The sequence below is a fragment of the Ruficoccus amylovorans genome, from assembly GCF_014230085.1.
In the GTDB taxonomy this organism is placed as follows: Bacteria; Verrucomicrobiota; Verrucomicrobiia; order Opitutales; family Cerasicoccaceae; genus Ruficoccus; species Ruficoccus amylovorans.
Genome location: NZ_JACHVB010000042.1, coordinates 1 through 24,582, shown reverse-complemented (window position 1 = coordinate 24,582; position 24,582 = coordinate 1). Strand labels below are relative to the sequence as shown.

Here is a 24,582-nt window from a genome sequence, read left to right as displayed (position 1 = left end):
TGTTCCTTTCAAATCAGGGGGTAATGCATATAGGCCAGATGCTCGGCGATGGGCCCCAGCAGCGCGACCGGGAAGAAGGTCAGCGCCCCGATGAAGATGATCGTGGCGAGCATCATGATGCCGAAGGTGAGCCCGTCCGTGCGCAGGGTGCCCGCGGATTCGGCCACCGGCTTTTTCGCCGCGAGCGAACCGGCGATGGCCAGCGGAAGGATGATCGGGAGGTAGCGCCCGAGCAGCATGACCAGCCCGGTGGCGATGTTCCAGGGAGCGGTGCCGTCGCCCAGCCCTTCATAGCCCGAGCCGTTGTTGGCCGCCGCCGACGAGAACTCGTAGAGAATCTCGGTGAACCCGCGCGGCCCGGCGTTGTTGACCGTGTCGATGCCCCAGGCGGTGGCGGCGAACAGCGCCGTGCCCACGAGGATGAAGAGCGGGTGGCAAATCAGGGCGATGGCCGCCAGCTTCATTTCGCGGGGCTCGATTTTTCGTCCGAGGTACTCCGGCGTACGCCCGACCATGAGCCCGGCGACAAAGACCGCGATAACGATAAAGACAAACATGTTGATCATGCCGACGCCCACGCCGCCAAAGGTCGCATTGAGCCACATGCCGACGAGGGCGCACAGCCCGGTCAAGGGGTTGAGACTGTTCTGCATGGCTCCGACCGAGCCGTTGCTGGTCGAGGTCGTCAGCACGCCCCAGAGCGGCCCGGTGGCCGCGCCCAGGCGCAGTTCCTTGCCCTCCAGGTTGCCAACCGTCTGCTCGACCGGGAGCCCGGCTAAGGCTTGCGTCGGCGCCGTTTCGAAATAAACTGCCGAGCCCGCCTTGAGCAGCAGGAGCGCGAGCATCACCCCGAAAATGACAGCGGCGTGCCGGCGGCTTCCGACGATCCGTCCGTACATCCACACACAGGCCATGGGGATGAGGATGATCATCACCATCGACAGCACGTCGGTGAAAAGACCCGGGTTCTCCAGCGGGTGGGTGGCGTTCGGGCCGAAGAAGCCGCCGCCGTTGGTGCCGAGTTGCTTGATCGCGACAAAGGCGGCCACCGGCCCCCGGGCGATAGTCTGCTGGATGCCCTCCAGCGTGGTCGCCACCGCCGAGCCTTCCAGCGTCATGGGAACACCGCCGAGTACCAGGAGCACGGCGAAAATTACCGCCAGCGGCAGCAGAACTAAAAAGGTGGCCCGCTGCACATCCATGAGAAAATTACCCAGATGCTTGCGCCCGGACAGGCCGCGTGCCAGCGCCGCCAGGGCCGCGATGCCGGTGGCCGCCGAGACGAACTGAAGCCACATCAGCGCGAAAAGCTGAGAGAAATAGCTGAGCGAGACCTCGCCCGAGTAGTGTTGCAGGTTGGTGTTCGTGGTGAACGAGACCGCCGTGTTGAAAACCAGGCTGGCATCCAGCGCACCCTTGCCGTCCGGGTTGAGCGGCAGGGATTGCTGGCAGGCCAGAAGGGCGAACGCCAGCCCGAACATCACCGCGTTGAAGACCAGCAGGTACAGCGTGTACTGTTTCCAGCCCTGCGGCTTGCCGACCGCCTTCCCGCCGACAAGCAGAAACAGACGGTCGATCTTGCTGCGGGTGCTGACGAGCGAGGGAGTCGGGTCCATCGCCCATTTCAGGTGGCGTCCCAGCGGCCAGGCCAGCAGGGCCGTCCCGCCGATGACGAGGGTCATAAAGAGTATCGCGCTCATAGTATGAAAATGGTTCGGGTTCAGTGTCTGCGGACAGGAGTTCAGGCCAGGCCGAGTCCGGCCACGATCAGGTCGATCAGCTTGATGCCCGCGAAGGGCACGATGAGCCCGCCCAGGCCGTACACGAGCAGGTTGCGCCGCAGGGCCTCTGCCGCGCCGATGGGCTTGTAAGGCACGCCCTTGAGCGCGAGCGGGATGAGGGCGACGATGACCAGCGCGTTGAAAATAACCGCGCTCAGGATCGCCGACTGCGGCGAATGCAGGCCCATGATGTTGAGCGCCGCCAGCGGGCCTTCCGCCCCGTGGGAGGCGAACAGCCCGATAAAGATCGCCGGGAGGATGGCGAAATACTTGGCGATGTCGTTGGTCAGGCTGAAGGTGGTCAGCGAGCCGCGCGTCATCAGGAGCTGCTTGCCGATCTCGACCACCTCGATGAGCTTGGTCGGGTTGCTGTCCAGATCGACCATGTTGCCCGCCTCGCGCGCGGCCTGCGTCCCGCTGTTCATGGCCACGCCGACATCGGCCTGGGCCAGGGCGGGGGCGTCGTTGGTGCCGTCGCCCATCATGGCGACCAGATGCCCCTTGCCTTGTTCCTGCTGGATGCGCCCGAGCTTGTCTTCCGGTTTGGCCTCCGCGATAAAGTCGTCCACCCCGGCCTCAGCCGCGATGGCGGCGGCGGTGGCGGGATTGTCGCCGGTGACCATGATCGTGCGGATGCCCATGCGGCGCAAGTGCTCGAAGCGCTCCCGGATGCCGCCCTTGACCACATCCTTGAGGTGGATGACGCCATAGACTTTCGTTTCGTCGGCCACCAGCAGCGGGGTGCCGCCGTCGCGGGCGATACGCTCGGCGGCGGCCTTGACCTCCGCCGGGAGCGTGATCCCGCTGCGCTGGGCGAATCGTTCCATCGCCTCCACCGCACCCTTGCGCAGCTTGCGCACGCCGCCCCTCGAATGAATGTCCAGTCCGCTCATGCGGGTTTCGGCGGTGAACTTGACCGGGGTGGCATCGAGCGCATGCAGGTCGCGACCCCGCAGGCCGAATTTGTTCTTGGCCAGCACCATGACCGAACGGCCTTCCGGCGTCTCGTCTGCGAGGGAGGCCAGTTGGGCGGCGTCGGCCATTGCCTGCGGTTCGACACTGGGGGCCGGGACGAACTCCGTCGCCTGCCGGTTGCCCAGGGTGATCGTGCCGGTCTTGTCCAGTAGCAGGACATCGACATCGCCCGCGGCCTCGACAGCACGGCCACTCATGGCCAGCACATTATGCCGCACCAGCCGGTCCATGCCGGAGATACCGATCGCGCTCAGGAGTGCTCCGATCGTGGTCGGGATCAGGCACACCAGCAGGGCGACCAGAATCGGCAATGTGATCTGGACGCCCTCGAAGGCCGGGTATTTCAGCATCAACGGAAGGCTGAAAACGACCAATACGAAGATGACCGTCAGGCTGACCAGCAGGATGCCCAGAGCGGCCTCGTTCGGCGTGCGCTGGCGCTTGGCCGTCTCGATCAGGCCGATCATCTTGTCCAGAAAGCTCTGCCCTTGCTCCACCGTGACGCGCACCACAATCCGGTCAGAGAGTACCCGCGTGCCGCCGGTCACCGCGCTGCGGTCGCCGCCGCTTTCACGGATGACCGGCGCGGACTCCCCGGTGATGGCGCTCTCGTCCACCGTGGCGATGCCCTCGATGATTTCGCCATCAGCAGGGATCGGGTCCCCGGCTTCGCAGACGAAGCGATCGCCCTTGGCCAGGTCGGCCGCCGAAACGGCCTCCTCGCTGCCGTCCTCTTTGAGGCGGCGGGCCTGGAGCGTCGTCTTGGCTTTGCGCAGCGAGGCGGCCTGGGCCTTGCCCCGGCCCTCGGCCACGGCCTCGGCGAAGTTGGCGAACCACAGCGTGAGCCACAGCCAGAGCGCGATTTGCAGGTTGAAACCCGAGAAATGAAAAGGCAGCAGCACGGTCAGGACCACGGCTCCCAGCCAGACCACAGCCATGACCGGGTTGCGCACCTGCACCCGGGGGTCCATCTTCTTCCAGCCCTCCAGCGACGCCGCCCTCAGCAACGCACCGGACCACGGGGATTGTGACACTTTGTTTGCCATGCCCCCAGTCTATCGCACCGCCGCCCGAGCGGGTAGTTAAGACCGGGGCCATTTCCATTAAGATTTTGTTAAGATGCCCATGAAAAAATTGAATGTGGCTCCGTAGGCCTTGCCCACTTTACCAGTGGGATCGCCGCAAATAACGGACATTTCCGCAAGCCGTGGACTAAAGCCGCTTGTCACCGCCCTGCAAATGCCCGAAAAGCGTTCTGATTTTCAGCAACCGGAGTTCTCATGCTCATCCCTGTCCTATTGGTTTGCCTATCGCTCGCGCTGCTTTTTATCGGGGCCGAAGGGCTCGTGCGCGGAAGTTCGACACTCGCCGCCCGTTTCGGGGTCAGCCCCCTTGTCATCGGGCTGACTGTCGTCGCCTTCGGGACCAGCTCCCCCGAACTGGTAGTGAGCCTCCAGGCAACACTGAACGGTCAGGGCGACATCACGCTGGGCAATGTGCTGGGCTCGAATTCCTTCAACATCGGGATCATCCTGGGCTTGACCGCCCTGATTTGCCCGATTCGGGTTCACCTGCAAGTCATCCGATTCGATGCGCCCATCGCACTCGGTGTCGCTCTGGCACTTCCCTTGATCCTGTTGGGTGGAACCGTCACCCGACCGGAAAGCGCCCTGCTCGTGGCGGCTCTCATCGTTTACATCCTGCTGAATCTGCGGCAGGCCCGCAAAGAGCCGCCACAGACGGACAACGATTTGCTGCTGGATGCGCCTAAAATCTCGTGGCATCACTGGGGCATCGATCTTGCCCTGATCGTAGCCGGACTGGGCCTGCTGATTTTCGGCTCCGACCTGCTGGTTCGCAATGCGGTGCTCATCGCCCGTCAGATCGGGGTCAGTGATGCGGTCATCGGCCTGACGATCATCGCCGCCGGAACCAGTATGCCGGAGCTGGCCACCTCGGTTATCGCCGCCCTGCGCAGGCAGCCGGACATCGCCATCGGCAATGTTGTGGGCTCCAACATCTTTAATATCCTCGGGATTCTCGGTATCAGCGGTCTGGTCGCCCCCATACACGCCACCGGCATTCAGCCGCTCGATACCCTCATGGTCATCGTCTTCACGGTATTGCTGCTGCCCCTTCTCTACACTGGCAGACGACTCATCCGCCTGGAAGGTCTGCTGTTGCTGGCTGTTTACGGTCTGTACCTGTGGATGCTCTGGCCGCAACCGGCGTGAGAATGCTCTCCTGCGGCACCGAGGGGCATAGCCGATATTGGCCTTGCTACGCCCAAAGGCTTTCGCTGAATGCCACTAGGATTTTTCATTGAAGTCGCGATTTCAAACAAAGGGTTCTGGTTCGTCACACCGCCATTGGGGCGCAGTGTGGTGGCTGTCCATTTGCCTGTTGGCCGCGTTGGGCTACAAGTCTTTTCCGGATGACAGAGGCCGCTCCAATGGGAATGCCTCAGCGTTTTCCCCGCATACCCATTACCCGAAAGCAGTTTCCTCCCTGCCTGCTGGGGCTCCGCTGATCGGGCTCAATTCCCGTGAACAACGCCCCACGGCTTCCTATGTTTTAGGTCCACCTGACGGCACCCTAAAACTCTCGCTGCCCATGAAAAGTGTTTTTTATTAAAAAATATCTGACATAAAAATTACGTTTAGGTTACACTATTTCCATACCCAGGGCCTGTTCAGGTAAACGCTCAAAGCGGCCTAAAATGGGTCTTCCCGGTCTGGACTCGATGTTTTTCGACTCGATGAATCTTGATTCACCTCGTCTCAAAACCTCAATCCTGCCTCGGAAAAGTCCCGTCTCACCGACCCTGACTCAGCCCGAAATATCTGGTGGTTGACAGCTTCATGCGGTCACGGAGTTGGCGTAAATACGTAAGTTAAATACGTATTTACGTTAGTTTTTTAGGGCACGGCCATGCTATACTCTCGATCTATGAAAAAGCGAATTATCCTTTCTGCCCTGTCTTTATTCATGACGTCTTTGACTGTCTCGCTCAGCGCCCAAACCCTTACCGGCGATTGGGCGTTCGGCGCGCAGGACGGAACACCGATCACGAATGGCGATGCCACCGGGTTTACCTATCAAGTCGATGTTCAGAGCAACTCGACGGCGACGACCTATTTTGCACCTGGGGCCACGCCGCTGACGTTGGCCGAAGGTGAAACGCTTCAGATGACTTTTAACGTCACTTTCAATTATCAAAGAGAAGGCGCAGGTAAAAATGCAAACGATGCTTTCCGCTTCGGATTGATGAATACGGGAGATAGCCAAACCACCGGCAACAACTACTCGGTTTCGGGTAATTCGGGATGGACCGGGTATTCCATTTGGGCACCCAGTCTTGCGGGCGGGACAAACCCGACGCTGACGCTCCGGGATCGACAAGGGACGAACGACATTGTCATGGCGAGCAGTGCCAATCCCACGATCAGCACTTTAACCTATGACAACGTGACGAACCCGCTTAATAACGGGACTTACGCCGGAGAGCTGTCCGTCACCCGAACCGCGACGGGCGTTACGATTAGCGGGTCGATCGGAGCGTACAGCTTCACCGATGTGGTGGACGATACAAACGGTGTGTTCTCTTTTGATGCTATTCAGTTTTTTGCGGCGGGTACACCTTTGGGACAGGCGGGCGATGGAGGTAGCTTTAGTGTGAGCGATTTGTCGGTGGCTGTGATTCCCGAGCCTGAAACCAATGCGCTTATCATTGGCCTTGGCATTCTCTCAATAGCTTGCCTGCGTCGCATCCGATAGGGTGCGCGGTTGGTACCAGTTGGGCTTTTAAAGCCAGCGCTCTATCTTTCCTTCCCACCAGTGACGCTGGATGAGGGCAACGGTGGGGGGCGGATATTACCTCGGAATATCCGTTCATGGTACGTTGTGTTTTATGGTGGAGCTCCCAAGATGGCGAATTTATGTTTTTCTTACATCACCCTCTCAAGACATCCCTGATCGCTGGATGGTTGCTGTTCACGATGGCTTCGGTCTCTGGCATAGCTCAGGCATCCTACGGCGCCGTCGCTGCCGGGCAGGGCGTGTTTCTCAGCGCAGATCGTATTAGGCAGTTGCAGACCAGAGTCGCGTCGCACACGGAGCCCAATTATTCCGCCTATTTGGAAATGAAATCGCTGGCCGATGCGTCGCTGGAGCGCGAACCCCACACGCCGGTGGATGGGCACTGGCAGGTGCCGGGGTTCTATCAGGACACGGTGGGCCATCGTGCGGCAAAGAACGGGCTTCGCGACGATGCCAACATTGCATACGCCTTGGCGCTGACCTATCGCATGACAGGTGACCCTGCCTATGCGGTGGCGGCAGCCCGCTTGGTGCGAGCCTGGACGATGGTCACGCAACTGGAGGCCGGAGACGATTCCAGCTTAAGCTTCAGCTACCATTTCCCGGCAATGATTTTCGCGGCTGATTTGCTGCGTGGATCCGATGCCTGGAGTGCGGAGGATGAGATTCAATTCCAGCATTATTTGAATCTCGTGAAAACTCAACTGCGCACCTGGCCTGTATGGCACAGGGATAATAACTGGGGCAATTGGGGGCTTGTTCTGGGATTTGCCATCGCCGCCTATAATGGGGATCAGCAATTGTTTGATGAGGCCACTCACCGTTGGATGGAGTTGATCCCCATTCAGATGGATGACCGGGGGCATCTCGTCAAGGAGGTGCGGCGTAATCAGGGCCGTGGGGAGCATGGCATCTGGTATTCTCACTTCACGATCGGGGCAAGCGTGATCGCCGCTGAAATCGCCCGGATCAATGGTGTCGATCTTTTCGACTATACCTCGAAAGATGGGCGTAAGCTACAGACCGCTTTCGACACCTTGGCCGGATGGGTGCGTAATCCCGCAAGTTTCCCTTATTACACGGGCGACCTGAGTCAGCTGCATGCGATCAACTACGTTGGTTATTATGAAATCCTCAGCGGGCGCTGGAGCAACCCGGATGCCGCTGCTTCGCTCGCAACCGAGCGTCCTACCCATATGGAGCACTGTGCCCCTTACCTGAGCTTCACGCATGCTGAGATACCTGTCGAAGCACAGGCACCGCCGGATCCGCTGCCGTAGTGGGAGGCAACCCCTCGCCCCGAAGGGTCAGCACGCAAACAGGCTGAAGAGCGGGCCGTCCTCGGGGTCACGATGGCCGTTTCCCCGTTCGGATCTGACTCGGACTGCGCCCGAAGTGGCGACGGAAGGCTTCGGAGAGTCTTTGGGGTTCGGTGAAGCCGCAAAGGTCGGCGATTTGGGCCACAGAATACTCCGAATCGAGTAAAAGATCTTTTGCCCGCATAACCCGCACGCGTAGGACTTCGTTCTGTACCGTTCGGGCGGTGGCGTTCTTGAAGCGACGCTCAAGCACGCGCCGGGAAACCCCGCAGGCGCGGGCGATGGCATCTGTCGTTGCCGTCTCGTGATAGTGGTCACGAATGTGGCTCAGTGCTTTGTGAACAACCGGATCATCCTCCGCAAACATGTTGGTCGAAGCGCGTTCGATCATACGGAATTCGTCCAGTGTGGTCGTGGGCTCAACCTTGTCGCCATTGAGCATGCGGCTCATCAAATCAATGGCGCATTCCGCGATTTGTTTACCCGGCAGTTGCACGGAACTGAGGGAGGGGGTCCCCAGCCGACAGAGTATGCGATCACCGCCTACTCCGCAAACGGCGACCATGTCCGGAACGCGAATCCCGGCGTGCTGGCACATCGCTAGCAGATGCGTACCCGAGGCATCACGATCCGCCAGTATGCCGATGGGTTTGGGTAAATCCCTTAACCAACCTGAAGCCTGGTCGAGGACGTTTTTCAGACTTTGTGAATCGTGCTGCATGGAGAACACAGCCGGAGTGAATCCTTCCGCTTTGAGTCGCTGGGAAAATCCTTTCAACCGCTCGGTGCAGTAGCTGTAATTCATGCGCTCGCCGTAGAACGCGAAATGCCTGAGGCCGCGTTGGAGGAAGTGCTCGGCAGCGAGCGCTCCGATCGCCTGATTGTCAAAGCGGATTCGGGGTCGCAGGGTTCCTGTGAGGCTGCCAAGCGTGACAACCGGGCGACCGCATCGGCTGAGAAAGCTGATATTTTCATCGCTGTCCGGCCAGGCGATGATCCCGCTTACGCTCTCCGATACGGCCCATTGCCTGGCGTCAATGGCGTCGTCCAGATACTCCAATTCCCATGAACGGGTGTGAGCCACCCACTGTCCGATATTTTCCAGTATCTCGCGTTTGATGCTCAGATGGGCGCGGATGAGGAGCGCGATACGCGGAGGTGTGGGCAAACCTGGCATGGTTCTGATTAAGGACTCTTAATCATTTGATCAAACTTAAGTGCCGGAAAAACGGTAGAGAAAACCGTTTAAGCACTATAAATTTTCCAGGTATTTGGGAGAAGGGGGAGCCCAACGTGGTAAACTGGGCCGTTTACCACGTTAGGTTGAACCCATAGAAAGGGGTCGGCCGATGAAAACGCCTGCGGCTGCTCGTGCCGCATTTTGTTCACGCGGCCTAGTTCGTTTTTCCTGATGTCGGCTCCATGGCTAGTTTTTCCGGCCCGGCCTGCGTGAAGACGAGGCGGAAGCGCTCGCCGTCGGCACAGACGACGCTCAGGTGGTCATCGGCTGCGTCGAGGATGGTGGCTCCGGGGTGGCCGGGCGCGTCGAGCGGAGTCATCACCGCGTAGATGACTTGGCGGGCGGCGGGCGTTTCGGTCGTCGCGGTGAGGTGGTACTGTGGAACGTAGCCTTTGTTCAGGTACTTGGGGTCGACCGGCACGGTGAAGGTATCGCTGACGGAGAAGCTCAGAGGCGAATCCAGCGAGGCCAGCGCGACGCGCATACCCTTGTCGCCGGAGTGAAGTGTGACCGTCGAGGTGGACGCATCGGTTTCGGGCGCGTTTACACTGTGCAGGAGCCATTGGACGACGCCCGGCTCGTCGAGCTGTACTTCATCGCGCGAAATGATCAACCCGTCGGGGAGCATAATGACTTCGCGCTGGGCGAGGCGGACTTTTGAAAGCTTCGGGTTGGCCTTGTAGGCCGCTGTGGCGTCGCCCCGCGCCCAGGTGAAGTCAGGGGTCGCCTGGTAGCCGGTGATCTTCCCCTTGGCCATTTTATTCTGGGCCGGCTGGCCCTGGCCGTTGATCAGGAGATTGTTTTTGGAGAGCGTCTGGCGGGTGTGGCCCTGATGGTGGGGGCTGCGGTGGTATTCGCGATAGCCGGAGTTAATCAGAAAGGGCTCGCCGTAGGCGCTGACGATGATGCTGTTCTGGTCAGCGTGGCTGTGGCTGTAGGAGCCGTACGGGCTGGACTTGAACTGGAGGAAAATGTCCTTTTTCGGCGAGCCCAGGTTAGTGTGCATCGCCACCCAGCCGATATCCTTGAGATAGGTTGAGCCGGGAAGCTTGTCCAGGTCGAGCGCGGGCGGCAGCGGCAGATCGCTGACCAGGAAGTCGCGCAGCAGGTATTCGACCGGGATCGGGTACTTGCGCCAGAGCTTGAACTCGGTGTCGTTTTCCGGGAATGGATGCCGGTCTTCGTAAAGCGCGGCATAGGCACTCAGGTAGCCGTCCTGATAGATCTTGGCCGCGTGGACAATGATGTCGCGGATGCCGGGCTCCATGCCGATCTTGCCCGCCAGCGGGGTATCACCGTAGGCGGTGGAGGCCCACGGGGTCAGGAAATAGACCGGGAAGTAAAAGGTGCGTTTCCAGAAGGGATTGGCGTAGGCTTCTGGGGCTCCGATGAGCCAGAGCCCGTCCTGAAAGGACGCATGCTCGATGGTTCCGCGCCAGTAGGCCAGCCCTTCGGCCCAGCCGCCGTCGTCGCCGCCCCACGGGGGGAACTGTTCACGGTAGAAGCGGTAGGCAAAGGCGAACCAGTCTTGCGCCTCGGGCAGGTCGTCCCAGAGGGCGAGCCCCATCAGCCCGAGCATGGGGACGAAGCGTACCGGGTGACTGGAGGGCTCGACAAGCAGGGAGTTACGGATGACCAGGCCCGTGCGGTTGTCGAGCATGTGCTGGAAGGTCAGGTTGCCACGGGCGCGGAACATATCCAGCACGCGCGTGCGTTCCTCCGGGGTGAGTTCGTCGCGGATCTGGTCATAGGTTTCCGGCAGGAGGCGCAGGAGGCGGAAGTTCGTCTCGTCATTATAGAGGATGTTGGTGGCCCCGTCGAGGTCCCACTCGGTCACGCCGAGGAGGAACTCCCGCGCTTTGTCGAGGTAAGCCTGTTCGCCGGTGGCGCGCCAGATGATGGCGGCGGTACTGGCGACTCCGGCCGCGAGGTTGCAGGTGTCCTGGGCTTCGCGCCAGGCGTCGATTTTGTCCGAAGTGCGCGTGCTTGGGTTGGAATCGCCGAAGGACTCCGGCTCAGCCGGAAAGGCCACGTGGAGGTATTGCCGGTCAAAGTCGGCCTTCAGGTTGGCAAAGAAACGGGCATCCTCGCCCTCAAGGCAGTACTTGGCGAAGCGTTCCTGCTGGTCTTTGAGGATCCAGGTGCGGGGAGGCTCCGGCGGGACTTCGGGTAAGTCCGCGGGGCGGATCCATTGGTTCGTGGCGCTGAGCGGATGCAGGGCGCAGCAGAGCAACAGGGTGGCAATGAGGTGGGTTTTCATCATCTGCTTGGGCAAGTTCTGTTTTTGGATTAAATCGAAAGGGGTAGCCATATTTATTAGTGATTCCCGGTTAGCGGAAAACTGCGCTCTGGTACACCCGGCTACGGATTTTGGGCGGTGGAGGCGAAGGCATCCCGCCTTCTTGTTTGCCCTGCCAGGGACTCGGGGGGATCGACAGCGTGTTCGGGACCGCTGTAAATCAGGCAGGACAAGTGCAATTTCTCCCCCCTCATCTGAGCGGAAGCGAGCGGAATGGTATGCAACGGGTAAAGGGTGTGAAGCTGCCCGGCGTCCGGGGCGCAATGGTCGAGGCTGAAGGTGTCAAAACCGTCCACGTCCAGCAGGAGCGAATGACGCCCGTCGGGCGTTCGCACGGACAAGCCGCGTTCCAGCGGGAACGGCTCGGGTGCTTCGCCCGGGGCGTACCCGAGGGCAAAGCCGCCCTGAATCAAGCGGCAGGGACCGTTGGCTTCGATCTCATGCTCGACGAGCAGCCAGGCGCCTTCCCAACTGATGCGCGTGTCAACCCGGGCCACGAACCGGTGTGTTTTTTCGCCCAGCGCATAGACACAGCGGGCGCTGTTCTCTCCGAACTCCGTGGCATAGGTCAGGTGACGGCCAAAGCGCGTCCCTTCCGCCTCGGCGATGAGCGCGAGGTCGGCAGGCCAGGGATGTGCGGGGCAGGGGAGCACGGTCCCGGAGGAGGCCCGGTAGGCCAGCTTCGACCACTTAGCCGCGAAGTACCGCAGGTTCATCAGCGAAACCGCCGTGCCGGTGTTGATGATCTCGGAGTCGCCTCCGAAGCGCCGCAGGGTCAGCCCGACACCGGGCAGGGGGTGGGTGGCATCCGGGTAGGCGGTTTGGGTGTCGGCAGGCTCGGCTCTCCAGAAGCTGTGCTCCGGCGGTAGCAGGAGCAGGGAAAATCCCTTCGCCGCCCAGTAGCAACTGGCCGTGCACGAGTAGCTCTCGGCAATGGCCGGGAGCGGGGTGGTCCAGCCGATGTTCAGCCAGCCCTCGGCGGTGAAGGCGTCAGCTTCGAGGAAATAGTCCAGGTGGGTTTGCACAATGCGTCTTACGATGGAGGCGTCCAGCGGGCAGCAGTTCAAGGCGAGCGCCGGGCCAAAGGGGGCCAGCGAGGCGAAGCGGTAAATCTGCGAGCGTCCGAAGCCGGGGACTGCGCCATTGCTGGCGAAGAGGGTCGGGTAGCTGGTCAGAAAGGCTTGTCCCCAGTCCATCCAGCGCTTGCGGCGTTCATCGTCCCGGTCCGCGAAAAAATAACACCAGCTCAGCCCGTAGTAGTGGAAGGCGTAGGCGTTGTAGAAATCCGACGAGTCGTTCAGTCCGTCGCGGAACCAGCCCCTGCCGCGGTGCATGGACTCCAGTTCGCGAAAATGCTGCTCGATCAAAGCCGTGTCTTCGTGGTGGGCGCGGCCTTCGCGCCGGAGAAATTCGAGGATGAAAATCCCGAAGAATAAATGGTTGTTCCAGTGCATGGCGACGCCCCGGGCACTTTCCAGCCAGTCAAGCACGCGCTCGCGCAGCCCCGGTTCCAGGGTGGACCAGAAATGCTCGCGCGAGATTTCCAGGCTCAGGACGAGTAGTCCCATTTCGACCACCAACTGGTGGAAGTTTGTCGCCTCTCCCCAGTAGGTTGATGATTCAGGACACGTTCCGTGGTCGAGGCAGGCGGAGAAACTGGCATGCCAGGACTCCGGAAGCTGTTCCGGGGCGTGCCGTCCCAACAGTGCGTAGAGGTGAAAGGGGCGCGCGACGGACTCCAGGCGGTCGGCCCGTGCGTCGTGGTCGGAGGCGCGTCCGTGCAGGGCGATGCGCGCCCGCTCCGGCTCGATGCAGGCCATGACGGGAGTGAGCAGGCGCAGTGCCCGCTCGCTCAGCCAAAGGGAGCCGGTGCTCTCTCGGCGCGGAGCAATGGTCTCAAGTGGCGCGGGCATAGGTGCTCAGGGTGACGACGGATTCGGGCTCTTCGCCGCGCAGGTAGCGTTCGATGTTGTCCAGCCCATAGGCCCCGGCGGTCTGGCGCTGGTCCACGGTTGGGCCGCCCAGATGGGGCAGGAGGGTGACATTGTCGAGTTGCCGCAGCGGGGAGTCGGCCGGCAGTGGTTCGATGGTATAAACATCGAGCGCGGCGTGCAGGCGGCCTTCGGCGCACACGCGTGCCAGTGCGTCTTCGTCCACCACGGCACCGCGCCCGATGTTTACAAACAGACCGTCGTCGGGGATCATGCGAAGTAGCTCCTCGGTCACGATCCCGGTGTTCTTGGGCGTCAGCGGAGCCAGTTCGACGATGACATTGTTTTTGGAAAAAAGCTCTTCCAGGCTGTCGCACCGCTTGACCCTATACTCGTCCAGGACCTCCTGCGGGACACTCGGGGAATAAACGGATATTTCGAGGCCAAAGGGCTCCAGCAGTCGGACCAGCGAACGAGCGATAGCCCCAAGTCCGTGGATGCCCACCCGCCGCCCAAAGAGCGAGCAGGTGTCCAGGTCCGGCCCCTTCCAGGCATCGCTGTGGTGCATGGCGTTGTTCCAGTACCCGGCCCGACGCAGCCCGGAGGTAATTAACATTAACCCGCACTCGGCCACCACGTGGCTGATGCTGTTGCCCCAGTTGCTTACGACAAGGCCGTTTGCGATCCAGACTTCGGGGATAAGTTTGCGGACCGAACCGGGCAGGTGGCAGAGGTATTCAAGCCCGGACTCGCGGGCAAAAATGCCATCGTCGGGGAGGGGAGGAGTACGCCATCCGGTGACAAGGATTTTAGGTTTTATCGAGCTGAAGACGGATTCCCAGCCTCGCTCTTCCACTTCTTGTGGTGTCATCCAGGTGAGGTCGGGAGCAAGCCCGCAAAGACGCTCCCACAGGGGAAGGGGAAGGAAATCCTGCTTTTCGGATTCGCTTAATACGACGAGCAAATTTCGGGTTGACATGCCTGTTTAATATTTATTATAAAGCCATCATGTCAACCCCGAAATATATCGTTCGATGCTTGTTCATGATGCTGGCGGGTCTTTCCCTGTCGGCGGGAGCGGCTGAAAGCAACCTGCTTTCGGCGGCTTCCTTTGAGGCGACTGCGCCGGGTTCGGAGCCCGGTTCACCCTGGAAAGTCCGGGCCAAGGGAGAGGCTACCTCGATTACAGTGGCGACCCCGCCCGGCGTGGATTCCGGTAGCTGGGTGCGCTTGAGCGACCGTGACGCTGTTGAAAAAGTCTATATGACGACTGACATCCCGGCGGTGTCCAAGGGCTGCCTCGCGTTCAAGCTCTACTTCCCCGATGCCACCGGTACGCTTGGTATCTACCTGCGCAGTTCCGAACTGCCCAAGTCGGAGAACGCGGTTGTCGAGTTCAAGTCGGTGGAGGGCAGCGGCAGTCTCTACGTTGGGGCTCACGGGCAGCGTGAAAAGCTTCCGGTCATGGCGACTGTTCCGGGCATGATGGATTTCGAGATCGAGTTCGAGGCGACCGAAGCCGGCGAGCGCATTCAGGTCTATATCAATGAGGCCGGCACGCGAAACCTGATCTACCGCGGGAGCGTTCCCGGCGGCGGCAAGGCGGATTCGCTCATGATCACCACGGATACCAAAACCGAAGCGACCGACATCTATGTCGGCGATCTTCGCCTGACTTCCGAGTCCTGAATTTTTGTTCATTTATATCAACTCAAAACCCCATCCAGCGTAAATGCCATGAATATAACCCAACTCAGCCTTCTCACAGCGTTCAGCCTGTCCTCTCTCACTTATGGGCAGGTTGTCTTCAGCGAAAACTTCAGTTCGCAGACCGTGGGCGAGCAGCCGACGGCCACTGCGGTCCGCCCGACGAGCAACAGCCCCGACCTGTACGCCGAGGTCGTGACAGGTGCCGCTAACGGTGCCGGTGGTGGCGTCGGTAACGGGCTCAAGCTCTACGATAACGACGCCAGCAGCGCCCTTGCTTACGAGAACAACTTCGTCAGCAGCACGGCCAATCAGTTAAGCGCGGTCCACATCTCCTATGATCTGGCTTGGGAGGCTGACATGGAGTCGAGTTTTTATTACCGATTCAGCACCGGACTGTACAGCGACAGCACTGGCAGCACGCTCAACAGCAATGGGAATATCCTCTACGAGGTTCGCTGGTACGGGGATGGCTCGTTTTACGTGCGCGGGGCCAGTGGTAACAGCTCCGCTGCGGAGAAGCTCGTCGTCGGCAGCGCCTACGCGGTGGACATCTACATCAACGACAGCGACACCTCGACGCTCGACTACATGAACCCGAGCGGCAGCACGATCACCCTGGCAGCAAATTCTTTCGCCGTTTACCTGGACGGTGTGTTGATTCGCTCGGATGGGCTCTATGCATTGGGGACCGGGGATAATAACCTGGGCCGTACAGGTGTCGTTTCCTTCGGGAATTCGGTCGGTTTGGACTACACCCTTGATAATCTGGTCGTGACCAATCTCTCGGCGGTTCCCGAGCCCAGTTTCTACGCGGGTATGGCCGGCGTGCTGGCTTTCCTCTTTGTCCTGCGCAAACGCGCTCGCCGCGCGATGGAGCAAAACGCCTGAGGTCCGTTTTATCCGGTTTCGTAAATCCAAAAGGCCACCCTTCTGCGGGGTGGCCTTTTTGTGTTGAAGGAAGTCGGAAACTGAGGGGGCTTGGTTCTTTGCGCGAATGATGGATGCGATCCGGTTGTATGCTTCTCGGATGCCAGCATTTTGTACAGAGCGGAGAATGTCCCCAATCGCCGTGGGTGGAGCGAGCGCTGCGGGATGTTGCTCTTGAACATCGCTACTCACGCACAGCCGCTCACCGTGCGGGTGCGCAGCATTGAACATGCGGGGCAGGTTCCCGGCTCGGTTGGACCTGCTGTGGGTGTGGGCTGTACAGGTCCGTAATCATTCGCCCCGACGTGGCTAGTTGTCGGGGCGCACCTCTTTATCGCAACGCGTTCAATCCTGTCTTATGCGGTCGCGCATACGGCGTCCGCTGCGCTTGAGCAGGGCGGCGATGATGAGCAGGGCCGCTCCGCATCCGGCGAAGGCCAGACGTCCGCCGAGGGGGTTGGGGATCAGGATCATGATCAGCATGAAGGCGCCGTAGCCCACGGCGACCTTGCTTATGAGCCGGGTTTGCACACCGGGATCGTCCTTACCCATGTCGGCGTCGCCCTCGCTGACCGGGGTTTCTATGTCGCGGAAAAACGCGTCGACTTCCTCCTGACGGCGGGGGCGGCGGTCCAGGCGGCAGGCGAGGAAGAACCAGCCGCAGCACACCAGTAGATTGGCGAAGACCCCGACGATCAGGATGAGGTCGTCGGCTTCGCGCTGGCTGATGGCGTGGGGCAGGCCGAGCAGGGACTGGACGTTGTCAGCGGTGACGAGAGTCTTAATCAGGACGGAGCTGGTGAAGCCCGCCACGATGGACGACCACGCCGCCCAGTCGGGCGAGCGCCGCACAAACACGGCCAGCACCAGTGGGACAATCAGCGGCAGCGCCACCAGCGTGCCGAACTGGAGCATGATGTCAAAGAGCGACATGCTGCTGAGCTTGTTCAAGCCCATCGCGATAAGGATGACCAGCACGCCAAGGACGATGGTGACGAGTTTGCCTGCCAGCATGAGTTCCTTTTCGGCGGCCTGCGGGCGGCAGACGGTGAAATAAAAATTACGTACAAAGACCCCGGCATTACGGTTCAGGCCGCTGTCCATGGAGGACATGGTGGCGGCGAACATGCCCGAGGCCAGCAGTCCCATCATCCCTGCCGGGAGTACTTGCAGGCAGATGGCGACATAGGCGACTTCGGAGGGCTTGGAAAGGCTCGGGAACTGCGCGCCGAGGTCCGGCACGAGGATGGCGGCGGCCATAGGCGGAATGAACCAGATGACTGGACCGATAAAAAAGAGCACGGCGGCGAGCATGGCGGCCTTGCGGGCTTCGCGGGTGTCGCGGGCGCACAGGAAGCGCGAGGAGTCCATCAGGTTGTTGGTGTTCACGACCTGCTTGATGACGATGGCCGCGATCCACAGGTAGATGATGGCGGGGGTGGTCACGTTGTTGCCCAGCAGGGAGTCGGCGGGGAATTGTGTAATCAGCTCGCCGATGCCTCCCAGCCGGACGAGCGTGAAGACCGCCGCTACGACGGTGATGAGCATCAGCACGATCACTTGAATGAAATCGCTGGCGGAGACGGCCCAGGCTCCGCCGAAGAGACTGATAAAGAGCACAACCGTGCCAGTCACGATGATGGTGACGTTGACATCGAAACCGAAGACGGCGGAGAAAAACAGCCCGAGTGCGTTGAGCCAGATCCCGGCGTAAACCGTGCCCATCGGGATTTGCAGCCAGGTGAAGACCTGCTCGTTGGCTTTGCCAAAGCGCCGCCGGATGGCCTCGACTGCGGTGATAACCCGCGTCTGGCGAAAGCGCGCTGCCGTCAGGAAATACGAGGTGAGGAAACCCGCGCCATTGGCAAAGTACAGGACGAGCACAATGGCTCCGTCCTGGTAGGCTTTGGCTGCCGCCCCGGTAAAGGTCCACGCGCTGAACTGCGTCATAAAGGCGGAGCTGCCCGCCATCCACCAGAGCATGCTGCCGCCTCCCCTGAAATAGTCACTGGTGTTGGTGATCGCTTTCCGGAAGACCCAACCCACCAGCAGCATGAAAGCGAAGTAGGAGCCCAGGACGCAAAAGTCGTATGGAGTAAATGAGGGTGACACGATTTTTAAAACTTGACGCCATTGGTTAATAAAAATTAAATAGAGGGCAAGTCATTAATCCCATGTTGCTGAATATTCCCCATCTTTGCAATCGTCCGCTGGTCCTGTCGGCCAACCGGGTTTGGCGTTCGTACCTGGGCGGAAGCCTGCTCGACGCCATCGAGGGCAAGCCGGGTGGCGAGGATGGGCACTACCCGGAGGACTGGATCGGCTCGGCGGTGGAGGCTGTCAACCCCCGTGAGCATGCGCGGGCCGGGGAGGGGATTTCCAGCGTGGAGCTTGACGGCACGCATCACCGGCTGGATGAGCTTTACCGCGCGGAGCCGGAGTATTTCTTCGGGCGCGGGCATGTGGAGCGCTTCGGTGCGCAACCGGAGTTTCTGGTGAAATTTATCGATTCGGCCGAGCGCCTGCACTTTCAGTGCCACCCGACGAAGGCGTTTTCTCGGGAACGGCTGGATTCCCCTTACGGCAAGTTCGAGGCCTACTATGTGCTCGCGCTGCGGCCGGGGCAGGAAACCGGCGAGGTTTACGTCGGCTTCCAGTGGCCACCGGAACGGGAGGCGCTCAAGCGCATGATCGAAGAGCAGGACATCACGGGCCTGACGGCGTGCTTCGACCCGCTGAGCGTGAAGCCGGGGGATGTCGTTATCGTTCCCGGCGGTACGCCGCACGCGCTCGGGGCCGGGGTGCTCTTGGTGGAAATTCTGGAGCCTTCGGACTGGGTGGTGCGTTTCGAGTACGCCCGCGGCGGCTACGTGCTGCCAGAGAAAGACCGTTTCATGGGGCGGGGGCTGGACTTCGGACTGGATGTGTTTGATTTGGCTCCGCGCAGTCTGGACGAGGTGCGGGCGCGAAATGTCTGCCAGCCTCAGATGATGGCTGCTGATGGCCGGTGTCGCCGGGAACGCCTTATCGGGGAGGCGCAGACGGATTGCTTTCAGGTGTGGAAAATCTCCTGGCACGGTGAGTGTCGCCGCGAGGTTAAGTCGTTTTGTATCGCCATTGTGCTCAAGGGCGCATGCCGCCTGGGCGGCCCCGGTGGCTGGACAGCGACGCTCAAGCAATATGACCGCGTGCTCATTCCGCACGGGATCGGTCAGCTATCGCTCCAAACCGAAGACGAGTGCGAACTGCTCGAATGTTACCCGCCGCAGTCCGCGCCCGAAACCGAATCTTTGTTATCATGATCTTACGTACCTCTATTCTGACCGGCCTGTTTTGCCTGAATGCGATTGTCGCGTGGGCGGGCCTGAGCGTGAACTCCCTCATCAGCGACGGAGCCGTCTTGCAGCGCGAGCGGCCTGTCCACCTGTGGGGCCAGGGCGATCCGGGAGCACAGGTGGCGGTCGAGCTGGGCGAAGCGACGGGTCAGGCCACGGTCGGCGAGGACGGTGGCTGGTCGGTGGAATTACCCGCGATGGCGGCGGGGGGCCCTTACCGGTTGACGGTTCGCTCGGGCGAGCAGGTGGTGATTGTTTCCGATCTGCTGTTCGGCGATGTCTGGGTCTGTGCGGGGCAGTCTAACATGTACTTTGCGCTCTCCGGGGCCACCGATGGAAAGAAAGCCATCGCCGCCGCCAACAACCCGGACTTGCGCCTGTTCGTGGTTTCGCGGGCTGCTTCCGACGAGCCACAGGCGTCCGTGCAGGGGAGCGGTTGGCTGCCGGCCAATAAATATTCGGTGTCCAATTTCAGCGCGGTCGGTTACTATTTCGGTGACATGCTTCAGCGCCGAACGGATGTGCCGATTGGCTTGATTATGTCCACGGTAGGCGGCACGCTGGCCAACAACTGGACCAGCCGCGAAGTGCTGGAGAGCAACCCGGATTCGGAGGCTTATTTCAAGCGCTACGAGAGGGAAAAGGCCGCCTGGCCGCAAGTGCTGGCCGAGTACGAGCAGGCCCGCAAGAGCGATCCGGCTGCGGCCCGCCCCCGCGAGCCGGAGAAGCGCCAGCCCGCCGGTTATTACAACGGGATGATCGCCCCGCTGTTTCCTTTTCCCGTCAAGGGGGTCATCTGGTACCAGGGCGAGTCCGACTCGTGGAAGTATTGGCACTACGACCGCTTCCTGCGGGATTTGATTGCCGATTGGCGCAAAGGCTGGCAAGAGCCGGACATGCCTTTCCTGATTGTGCAATTGGCCGGGTTGAAGGGGAAGTCGTCCGATGACATTAAGACCGTCAATGAGAACTACCCCGCCATCCGCGAAGTCCAGCGACAGGTGGCGCGTGAGCCCAACAACGGTCTGGCTGTGGCGGCGGATGTCGGTGAAGCATTTGACATCCATCCGCGCAACAAACGTCCGGTCGGGGAGCGCCTGGCCCGTACGGCACTCGCGCAAGTTTACGGCGTCGATATCGCCTGGCATGGGCCGGAGCCGGTTGGGGTGGCGCTTGAAGACGGAGCGGCCATCGTGACCTTTGAGCCCGGTTCCGCCACCATGCTTGGCAGGAACGGCCCCGAACTGGCCGATTTTGAGCTGGCCGGGGCCGACCAGATATTCCACCCGGCGCAGGCCCGGATTGAGGGCGATCAGGTCGTCGTGACTTCCCGCGAGGTGCCTGCTCCGGTCTCCGTCCGCTACGCCTGGAAAGGATTTCCGGCCATGGAACTTGTCAATGATGCCGGACTGCCGGCTTCGCCCTTTGTCGAATCTATCCCTTAACAACTTACCCCCATCCTCTTATGAAGTTGCCCCATTATACCCGTCCCCCATCCGGATTTACCCTGATCGAACTGCTGACCGTTATCGCGGTTGTCGCTGTCCTGTGCGCGATCCTGATCCCCGTGGTCGGAACCATGCGCTACCGCGCCAATGCCTCGAAGGGCGTGCAAAACCTCCGCTCAATCGGCACAGCCATGAGCCTTTATGTCGCTGAAAACAACGGCATGTACCCGGAGGCCAGTATCACGCCCGAGACCTGGAACGAGCGTTATCCTGACCGGCCGGTCAGCGGCAGTCAGATGTGGACGAAGCTGCTGCGGGAGTATCTGCCCCAGCAGACCAGCAGCCTGACCGGACGCGAGAACAAAGCCTTTGTCTGTCCCAACGCCCACTACGTACAGAACAATCGTGTGCTGAGCATGGATGAAATTGCTCGCACCTACACTGCGACCGAGACGCTTTATGGGCAGTCTCCGGAGGGCACCTGGAACAAGGAATACCGGCGCTCGGCCATGTCGATTGTGCATCCGGGAAAGACTTTACTGGTCGTAGATGGCAAGGCCTACAATGGTAGTAACGGCAGTCTCTCGGTCTTGCTGACTTCTCGCATGCGGCTGGACCAGGCGGTTTCGGGACCAGAGGAGACGACTTATATGGACTTCCGCCAGCCAGACCAGACCGCGAACGTGCTCTATGTGGACGGGCATGTCTCGCAGCTTACTTTTCCTGAGTTTCAGGATGTGACGACCGAACAATGGAACGGGCGGGACTAATGAGCATGAACAAAACTTTGACTCCGGTTTCCTCTGGCCTGCGTTGGTGCTTCTCCAGTCTCGGCTGCCCGGACCTGTCACTCGACCAGATGGCCGCGCTCGCGCGCAAGTTTGGAATCGGTCAACTGGAATTACGCGCCGCGTGCGGGCGGATCGACCTTCCGGCTCTGGCCGCTGAGGCTGGTTGGATGGGGCAGTCTCCGGCGGCCTTGCTCGGAGGCGGGGATGATGTTCGCGTGGTGGCTTTTAATGCGTCAGCCAAGCTTTCCATGCCCTTTGAGGAGGCGTCCCGCGAATTAGTGGATTTCGCCCCGCTGATGACGTTTTTCGGCGCTGGCTCGCTCCGGGTGTTTGACGGGGAAATGGACGGCCCCGCCGCCCTGGAGCGGGCTTGGCGCTGGCTCGATCAATGGGAGGCTCTGCGTTCGCGTGAGGGGTGGGACTTTTCCCTTTCGATCGAGACCCACAGCAGCCTGCTTGAGCCCGAGAGCATCGAACGGCTTTTCAGCCGGGGCCATCCGCATGTCCACCTGCTCTGGGACTCCCATCATACCTGGAAAAAAGCGGGTCTGGACCCGGTGGCTTTATGGCCGGTTGTTCGCCCGTGGACCCGGCACATCCATGTCAAGGACAGCATCTCCGTGCCCAGCAAGAGGCACCCCTACAGCTACGTCCTGCCGGGGGAGGGGGAATTCCCGCTGGCGGAACTGCTGGCCGTTCTTGACCGTGATACTTTCGACGGGTTTGTCAGCCTGGAATGGGAAAAGCTCTGGCACCCGGATATCCCGCCGCTTTCCGACGCGCTCACGGCCTTGGGGAAGTAGGAGCCAGTGTGGTATCGCGCTAGAGAATTTTAAGATAAAATCGTAGTGATGTCCCGATGGCTCTACGCTTCGGGGCGTATTTTTCCACAGAGGTTTTTTTAAGGGACTGTAGCAGTTAATCCCAGTGCTTTTCTTCTGAGTCCAGCGTTTAAGCTGGTCGAAACGCTTGCTGCCAAGCCCCGTGCAACATTGCGGGGAGAGTGCTTGGGGTGGTCATGAGAAACTTTTGAGAAAATACTGAATTTTGCTATAAAGTGCTAGTAGAGGGCATCTCCAAATACTCCAGCCAGACCGCAGTTGGGCGGTCAAATGAGAGCCGAGTACTCCTTGTTTCCGTGGTATTCAAGTAATGCCGCAAGCTAAGGGTCGGTTCGAGAGTTCTCTGTGACGCCAGGTGACTGATGCTTAGCTTATTCTTACTCGCACGAGCAGGGCTGTTGTGAAAACAGGTAAACCGCTGACGGAAAAGCGGATTTCTCAAATGGCACACCCGAAGGGAGTCGAACCCCTAACCTCCTGATCCGTAGTCAGTTTATTTTTATTCTTATTTCATTGTTTATAAATGTTTAATGAATTTATACGTAGCTCATGGTTTGACTGTTGCCTAAAATAATGCCTAAAACTCGGGTATGGCTCGCCCCAAAAAAGATGAACGTTTCAGGGTTACGCTTATCACAGCAGCATCGGGGCGCAAGTTGTGGCGGCTTGATGGGTACTGGCCCGATGGTAGGCGTGAGCGTAAGCGGTTTAAGATCAAGGCAGACGCCTACGAATATCGGGCCAAGATTGAAAATGAGGCCAGTGGGCAGGTGGCGGACTATCAACTTCAGCGAACATCACTGAGCCGGGAGGAACTCAGTGATGCCGAAGTAGCCCGCGGCCTGACCAAGGGAAGGGCTCTGGGCGAAATCGTCTCCCATTACCTCAAACTGGAGGAAACCGTTAGTGCCCGGATGCACCTGTCGCTGGATCAGGCGGTGGAGTATCTGCTCAAGCATTACCGTCCCGAGTTGGAGGAGGTGTCTGTCACGACCGCCATTACCCGTTTTCTCGGGGGGAAGGAGCATGCCCGTCCCAAGACTCTCTCTCATTATGAGTCCTCTCTGAAGCTTCTGCAACGGCTTGACCCGAACACTCTGGTCCACCGGATCGGTCTTCGGGAACTGGAGTCGTTGCTGAGTAAGTATAAGAACCTCAACACCCAGAAGACATATCGGCGGGGTCTGAACACCTTTTTCAACTGGTGCGTACGGCGGCATCACTGTCTTGAGAACCCTTGTTCACGCCTGGACTCCCTGCCTGCGGACTCCTCGCCGGTGAGGATCCTGAGGTTTGAGGAGGTCCGGAGGCTGCTACGGGCAGCCTTGCTCTATCAGGAGGGAATCATGGCTCCGGTGGTGGCGATTGGAATCTTTGCCGGGTTGCGTCCGAGTGAGATTGAAGATCTGAAGCCGAGCAACATCAGGGACGAGTTCATCGTTGTTACCGGGGGCAAGCTTCGTCGCAAGATGAACCGTCGTGTACCCTTGCCTGATATCCTAAAAAACTGGTTATCCAAGTATCCCTTTGACGGTTTACCTGCGGGAAGCACCTACAAAATGAAGTCTCTCAAAAAGGCTACGGGTGCCGAGGTATGGGTTCAGGACATCATCCGCCACACTTCGATCAGTTACCAGTTGGAGCGTGACCGGGACGAGGCTCACACGGCCTTCAACAACGGGACCTCCCGTGCGATGATCGACAGCCATTACCGGGATGTGGTTGAAGACCCTCAGGAGGTGGAGGCTTACTGGTCCCTGACACCGGAGTCTCTGGAGGGGGTCGAGGTCGAGCTGCCCGCCGGTCAGGGCTTTGATGACTGGCCCACAGACAAGGTGTTGTCTCGGCTGGTGTGGGAGAAGCCTCTGCGGGCACTCGGGGCGGAGTTGGGGGTCTCCGACAACGCGGTGCGCAAGCGTTGTCTTGCGAGGGGGATCGAGCTTCCGAAGAATGGTTACTGGCAGCGTCAGCATGCCCGGGAGAGGTTCGGGCGAGGCTGACCCACATTCTTCGGCTCCGGCGTTCCGGGCCTGCCGCAAGTCTGTGTCACCCCGATGGGGGAGGGGGGGCACGGTTTGGTTGGAGGGCCGCATGGCTGACGCCGGGCGACACAGGAGGGCGGAGTCTTGTGTGTTAGTAGGGGAGTCCGATTGTGGAGAATGTCT

At 60.2% G+C, this 24,582-nt stretch carries 17 protein-coding genes and 1 tRNA gene; 10 read left to right on the top strand and 8 right to left on the bottom strand.

The window, feature by feature from the left end:
* Positions 1-8: 8 nt before the first annotated feature.
* Both kdpA and kdpB read right to left on the bottom strand, forming a co-directional pair.
* Entirely contained in the window at positions 9-1,700 is a 1,692-nt protein-coding gene (gene kdpA, locus H5P28_RS14410; protein WP_185676412.1) for a potassium-transporting ATPase subunit KdpA, read from the bottom strand.
* A gap of 41 nt (positions 1,701-1,741) precedes the next feature.
* Positions 1,742-3,802, bottom strand: coding sequence for a potassium-transporting ATPase subunit KdpB (kdpB, locus tag H5P28_RS14405; RefSeq protein ID WP_185676411.1), 2,061 nt, complete (start codon positions 3,800-3,802; stop codon positions 1,742-1,744).
* A 234-nt stretch (positions 3,803-4,036) separates the two neighbouring features.
* Here kdpB and H5P28_RS14400 point away from each other — a divergent pair, with 234 nt between their 5' ends.
* The 3 genes from H5P28_RS14400 to H5P28_RS14390 all read left to right on the top strand — a co-directional run bounded on the left by H5P28_RS14400 (position 4,037) and on the right by H5P28_RS14390 (position 7,855).
* Positions 4,037-4,990, top strand: coding sequence for a calcium/sodium antiporter (locus H5P28_RS14400; RefSeq protein WP_185676410.1), 954 nt, complete (start codon positions 4,037-4,039; stop codon positions 4,988-4,990).
* A gap of 715 nt (positions 4,991-5,705) precedes the next feature.
* A complete protein-coding gene (locus H5P28_RS14395) occupies positions 5,706-6,533 on the top strand; it encodes a hypothetical protein (RefSeq protein WP_185676409.1) in 828 nt (275 codons plus the stop codon).
* A 116-nt stretch (positions 6,534-6,649) separates the two neighbouring features.
* The gene (locus tag H5P28_RS14390) at positions 6,650-7,855 is read left to right on the top strand and encodes an alginate lyase family protein (protein ID WP_185676408.1); all 1,206 of its coding nucleotides are present in this window, start codon (positions 6,650-6,652) and stop codon (positions 7,853-7,855) included.
* Positions 7,856-7,922: 67 nt separating this feature from the next.
* Here H5P28_RS14390 and H5P28_RS14385 read toward each other — a convergent pair whose 3' ends face one another.
* The 4 genes from H5P28_RS14385 to H5P28_RS14370 form a co-directional block, all read right to left on the bottom strand.
* Positions 7,923-9,071 (bottom strand): substrate-binding domain-containing protein, encoded by a 1,149-nt coding sequence (locus H5P28_RS14385; protein WP_185676407.1) that lies wholly within the window; start codon positions 9,069-9,071, stop codon positions 7,923-7,925.
* A gap of 217 nt (positions 9,072-9,288) precedes the next feature.
* Positions 9,289-11,397, bottom strand: coding sequence for a heparinase II/III domain-containing protein (locus H5P28_RS14380; RefSeq protein ID WP_185676406.1), 2,109 nt, complete (start codon positions 11,395-11,397; stop codon positions 9,289-9,291).
* A 98-nt stretch (positions 11,398-11,495) separates the two neighbouring features.
* Entirely contained in the window at positions 11,496-13,346 is a 1,851-nt protein-coding gene (locus H5P28_RS14375) for a DUF2264 domain-containing protein (protein ID WP_185676405.1), read from the bottom strand.
* On the bottom strand, positions 13,330-14,343 hold the full coding sequence (locus H5P28_RS14370; RefSeq protein WP_185676404.1) for a hydroxyacid dehydrogenase: 1,014 nt from the start codon (positions 14,341-14,343) through the stop codon (positions 13,330-13,332). Before H5P28_RS14370 ends, H5P28_RS14375 begins: the two co-directional genes overlap by 17 nt.
* A 29-nt stretch (positions 14,344-14,372) precedes the next feature.
* Between H5P28_RS14370 and H5P28_RS14365 the strand changes: the two genes are divergently transcribed.
* Positions 14,373-15,053, top strand: a complete 681-nt coding sequence (locus tag H5P28_RS14365) for a hypothetical protein (RefSeq protein WP_185676403.1) — start codon at positions 14,373-14,375, stop codon at positions 15,051-15,053.
* Between the two features lie 48 nt (positions 15,054-15,101).
* Positions 15,102-15,962, top strand: coding sequence for a PEP-CTERM sorting domain-containing protein (locus tag H5P28_RS14360; RefSeq protein ID WP_185676402.1), 861 nt, complete (start codon positions 15,102-15,104; stop codon positions 15,960-15,962).
* 384 nt (positions 15,963-16,346) lie between these two features.
* Here the strand turns inward: H5P28_RS14360 and H5P28_RS14355 are convergent, their stop codons facing one another.
* Positions 16,347-18,113: a sodium:solute symporter family transporter gene (locus tag H5P28_RS14355; RefSeq protein ID WP_185676401.1), complete on the bottom strand. Its 1,767-nt coding sequence runs from the start codon at positions 18,111-18,113 to the stop codon at positions 16,347-16,349.
* Between the two features lie 62 nt (positions 18,114-18,175).
* Here H5P28_RS14355 and H5P28_RS14350 point away from each other — a divergent pair, with 62 nt between their 5' ends.
* The 4 genes from H5P28_RS14350 to H5P28_RS14335 are packed head-to-tail and all read left to right on the top strand — an operon-like array spanning position 18,176 to position 22,378.
* Positions 18,176-19,303, top strand: a complete 1,128-nt coding sequence (locus H5P28_RS14350; protein WP_185676400.1) for a class I mannose-6-phosphate isomerase — start codon at positions 18,176-18,178, stop codon at positions 19,301-19,303.
* Positions 19,300-20,781, top strand: coding sequence for a sialate O-acetylesterase (locus tag H5P28_RS14345; RefSeq protein WP_185676399.1), 1,482 nt, complete (start codon positions 19,300-19,302; stop codon positions 20,779-20,781). The genes H5P28_RS14350 and H5P28_RS14345 overlap by 4 nt, the downstream gene beginning before the upstream one ends.
* Before the next feature lie 20 nt (positions 20,782-20,801).
* Complete coding sequence (locus tag H5P28_RS14340; RefSeq protein ID WP_185676443.1) at positions 20,802-21,554, top strand: type II secretion system protein; 753 nt, start codon at positions 20,802-20,804, stop codon at positions 21,552-21,554.
* Positions 21,555-21,559: 5 nt separating this feature from the next.
* On the top strand, positions 21,560-22,378 hold the full coding sequence (locus H5P28_RS14335; protein WP_185676398.1) for a sugar phosphate isomerase/epimerase family protein: 819 nt from the start codon (positions 21,560-21,562) through the stop codon (positions 22,376-22,378).
* 482 nt (positions 22,379-22,860) lie between these two features.
* Here the strand turns inward: H5P28_RS14335 and H5P28_RS14330 are convergent.
* Positions 22,861-22,934 (bottom strand) — tRNA-Arg (locus H5P28_RS14330).
* 73 nt (positions 22,935-23,007) lie between these two features.
* Here H5P28_RS14330 and H5P28_RS14325 point away from each other — a divergent pair.
* The gene (locus tag H5P28_RS14325) at positions 23,008-24,417 is read left to right on the top strand and encodes a tyrosine-type recombinase/integrase (RefSeq protein ID WP_185676397.1); all 1,410 of its coding nucleotides are present in this window, start codon (positions 23,008-23,010) and stop codon (positions 24,415-24,417) included.
* Positions 24,418-24,582 lie beyond the last annotated feature (165 nt).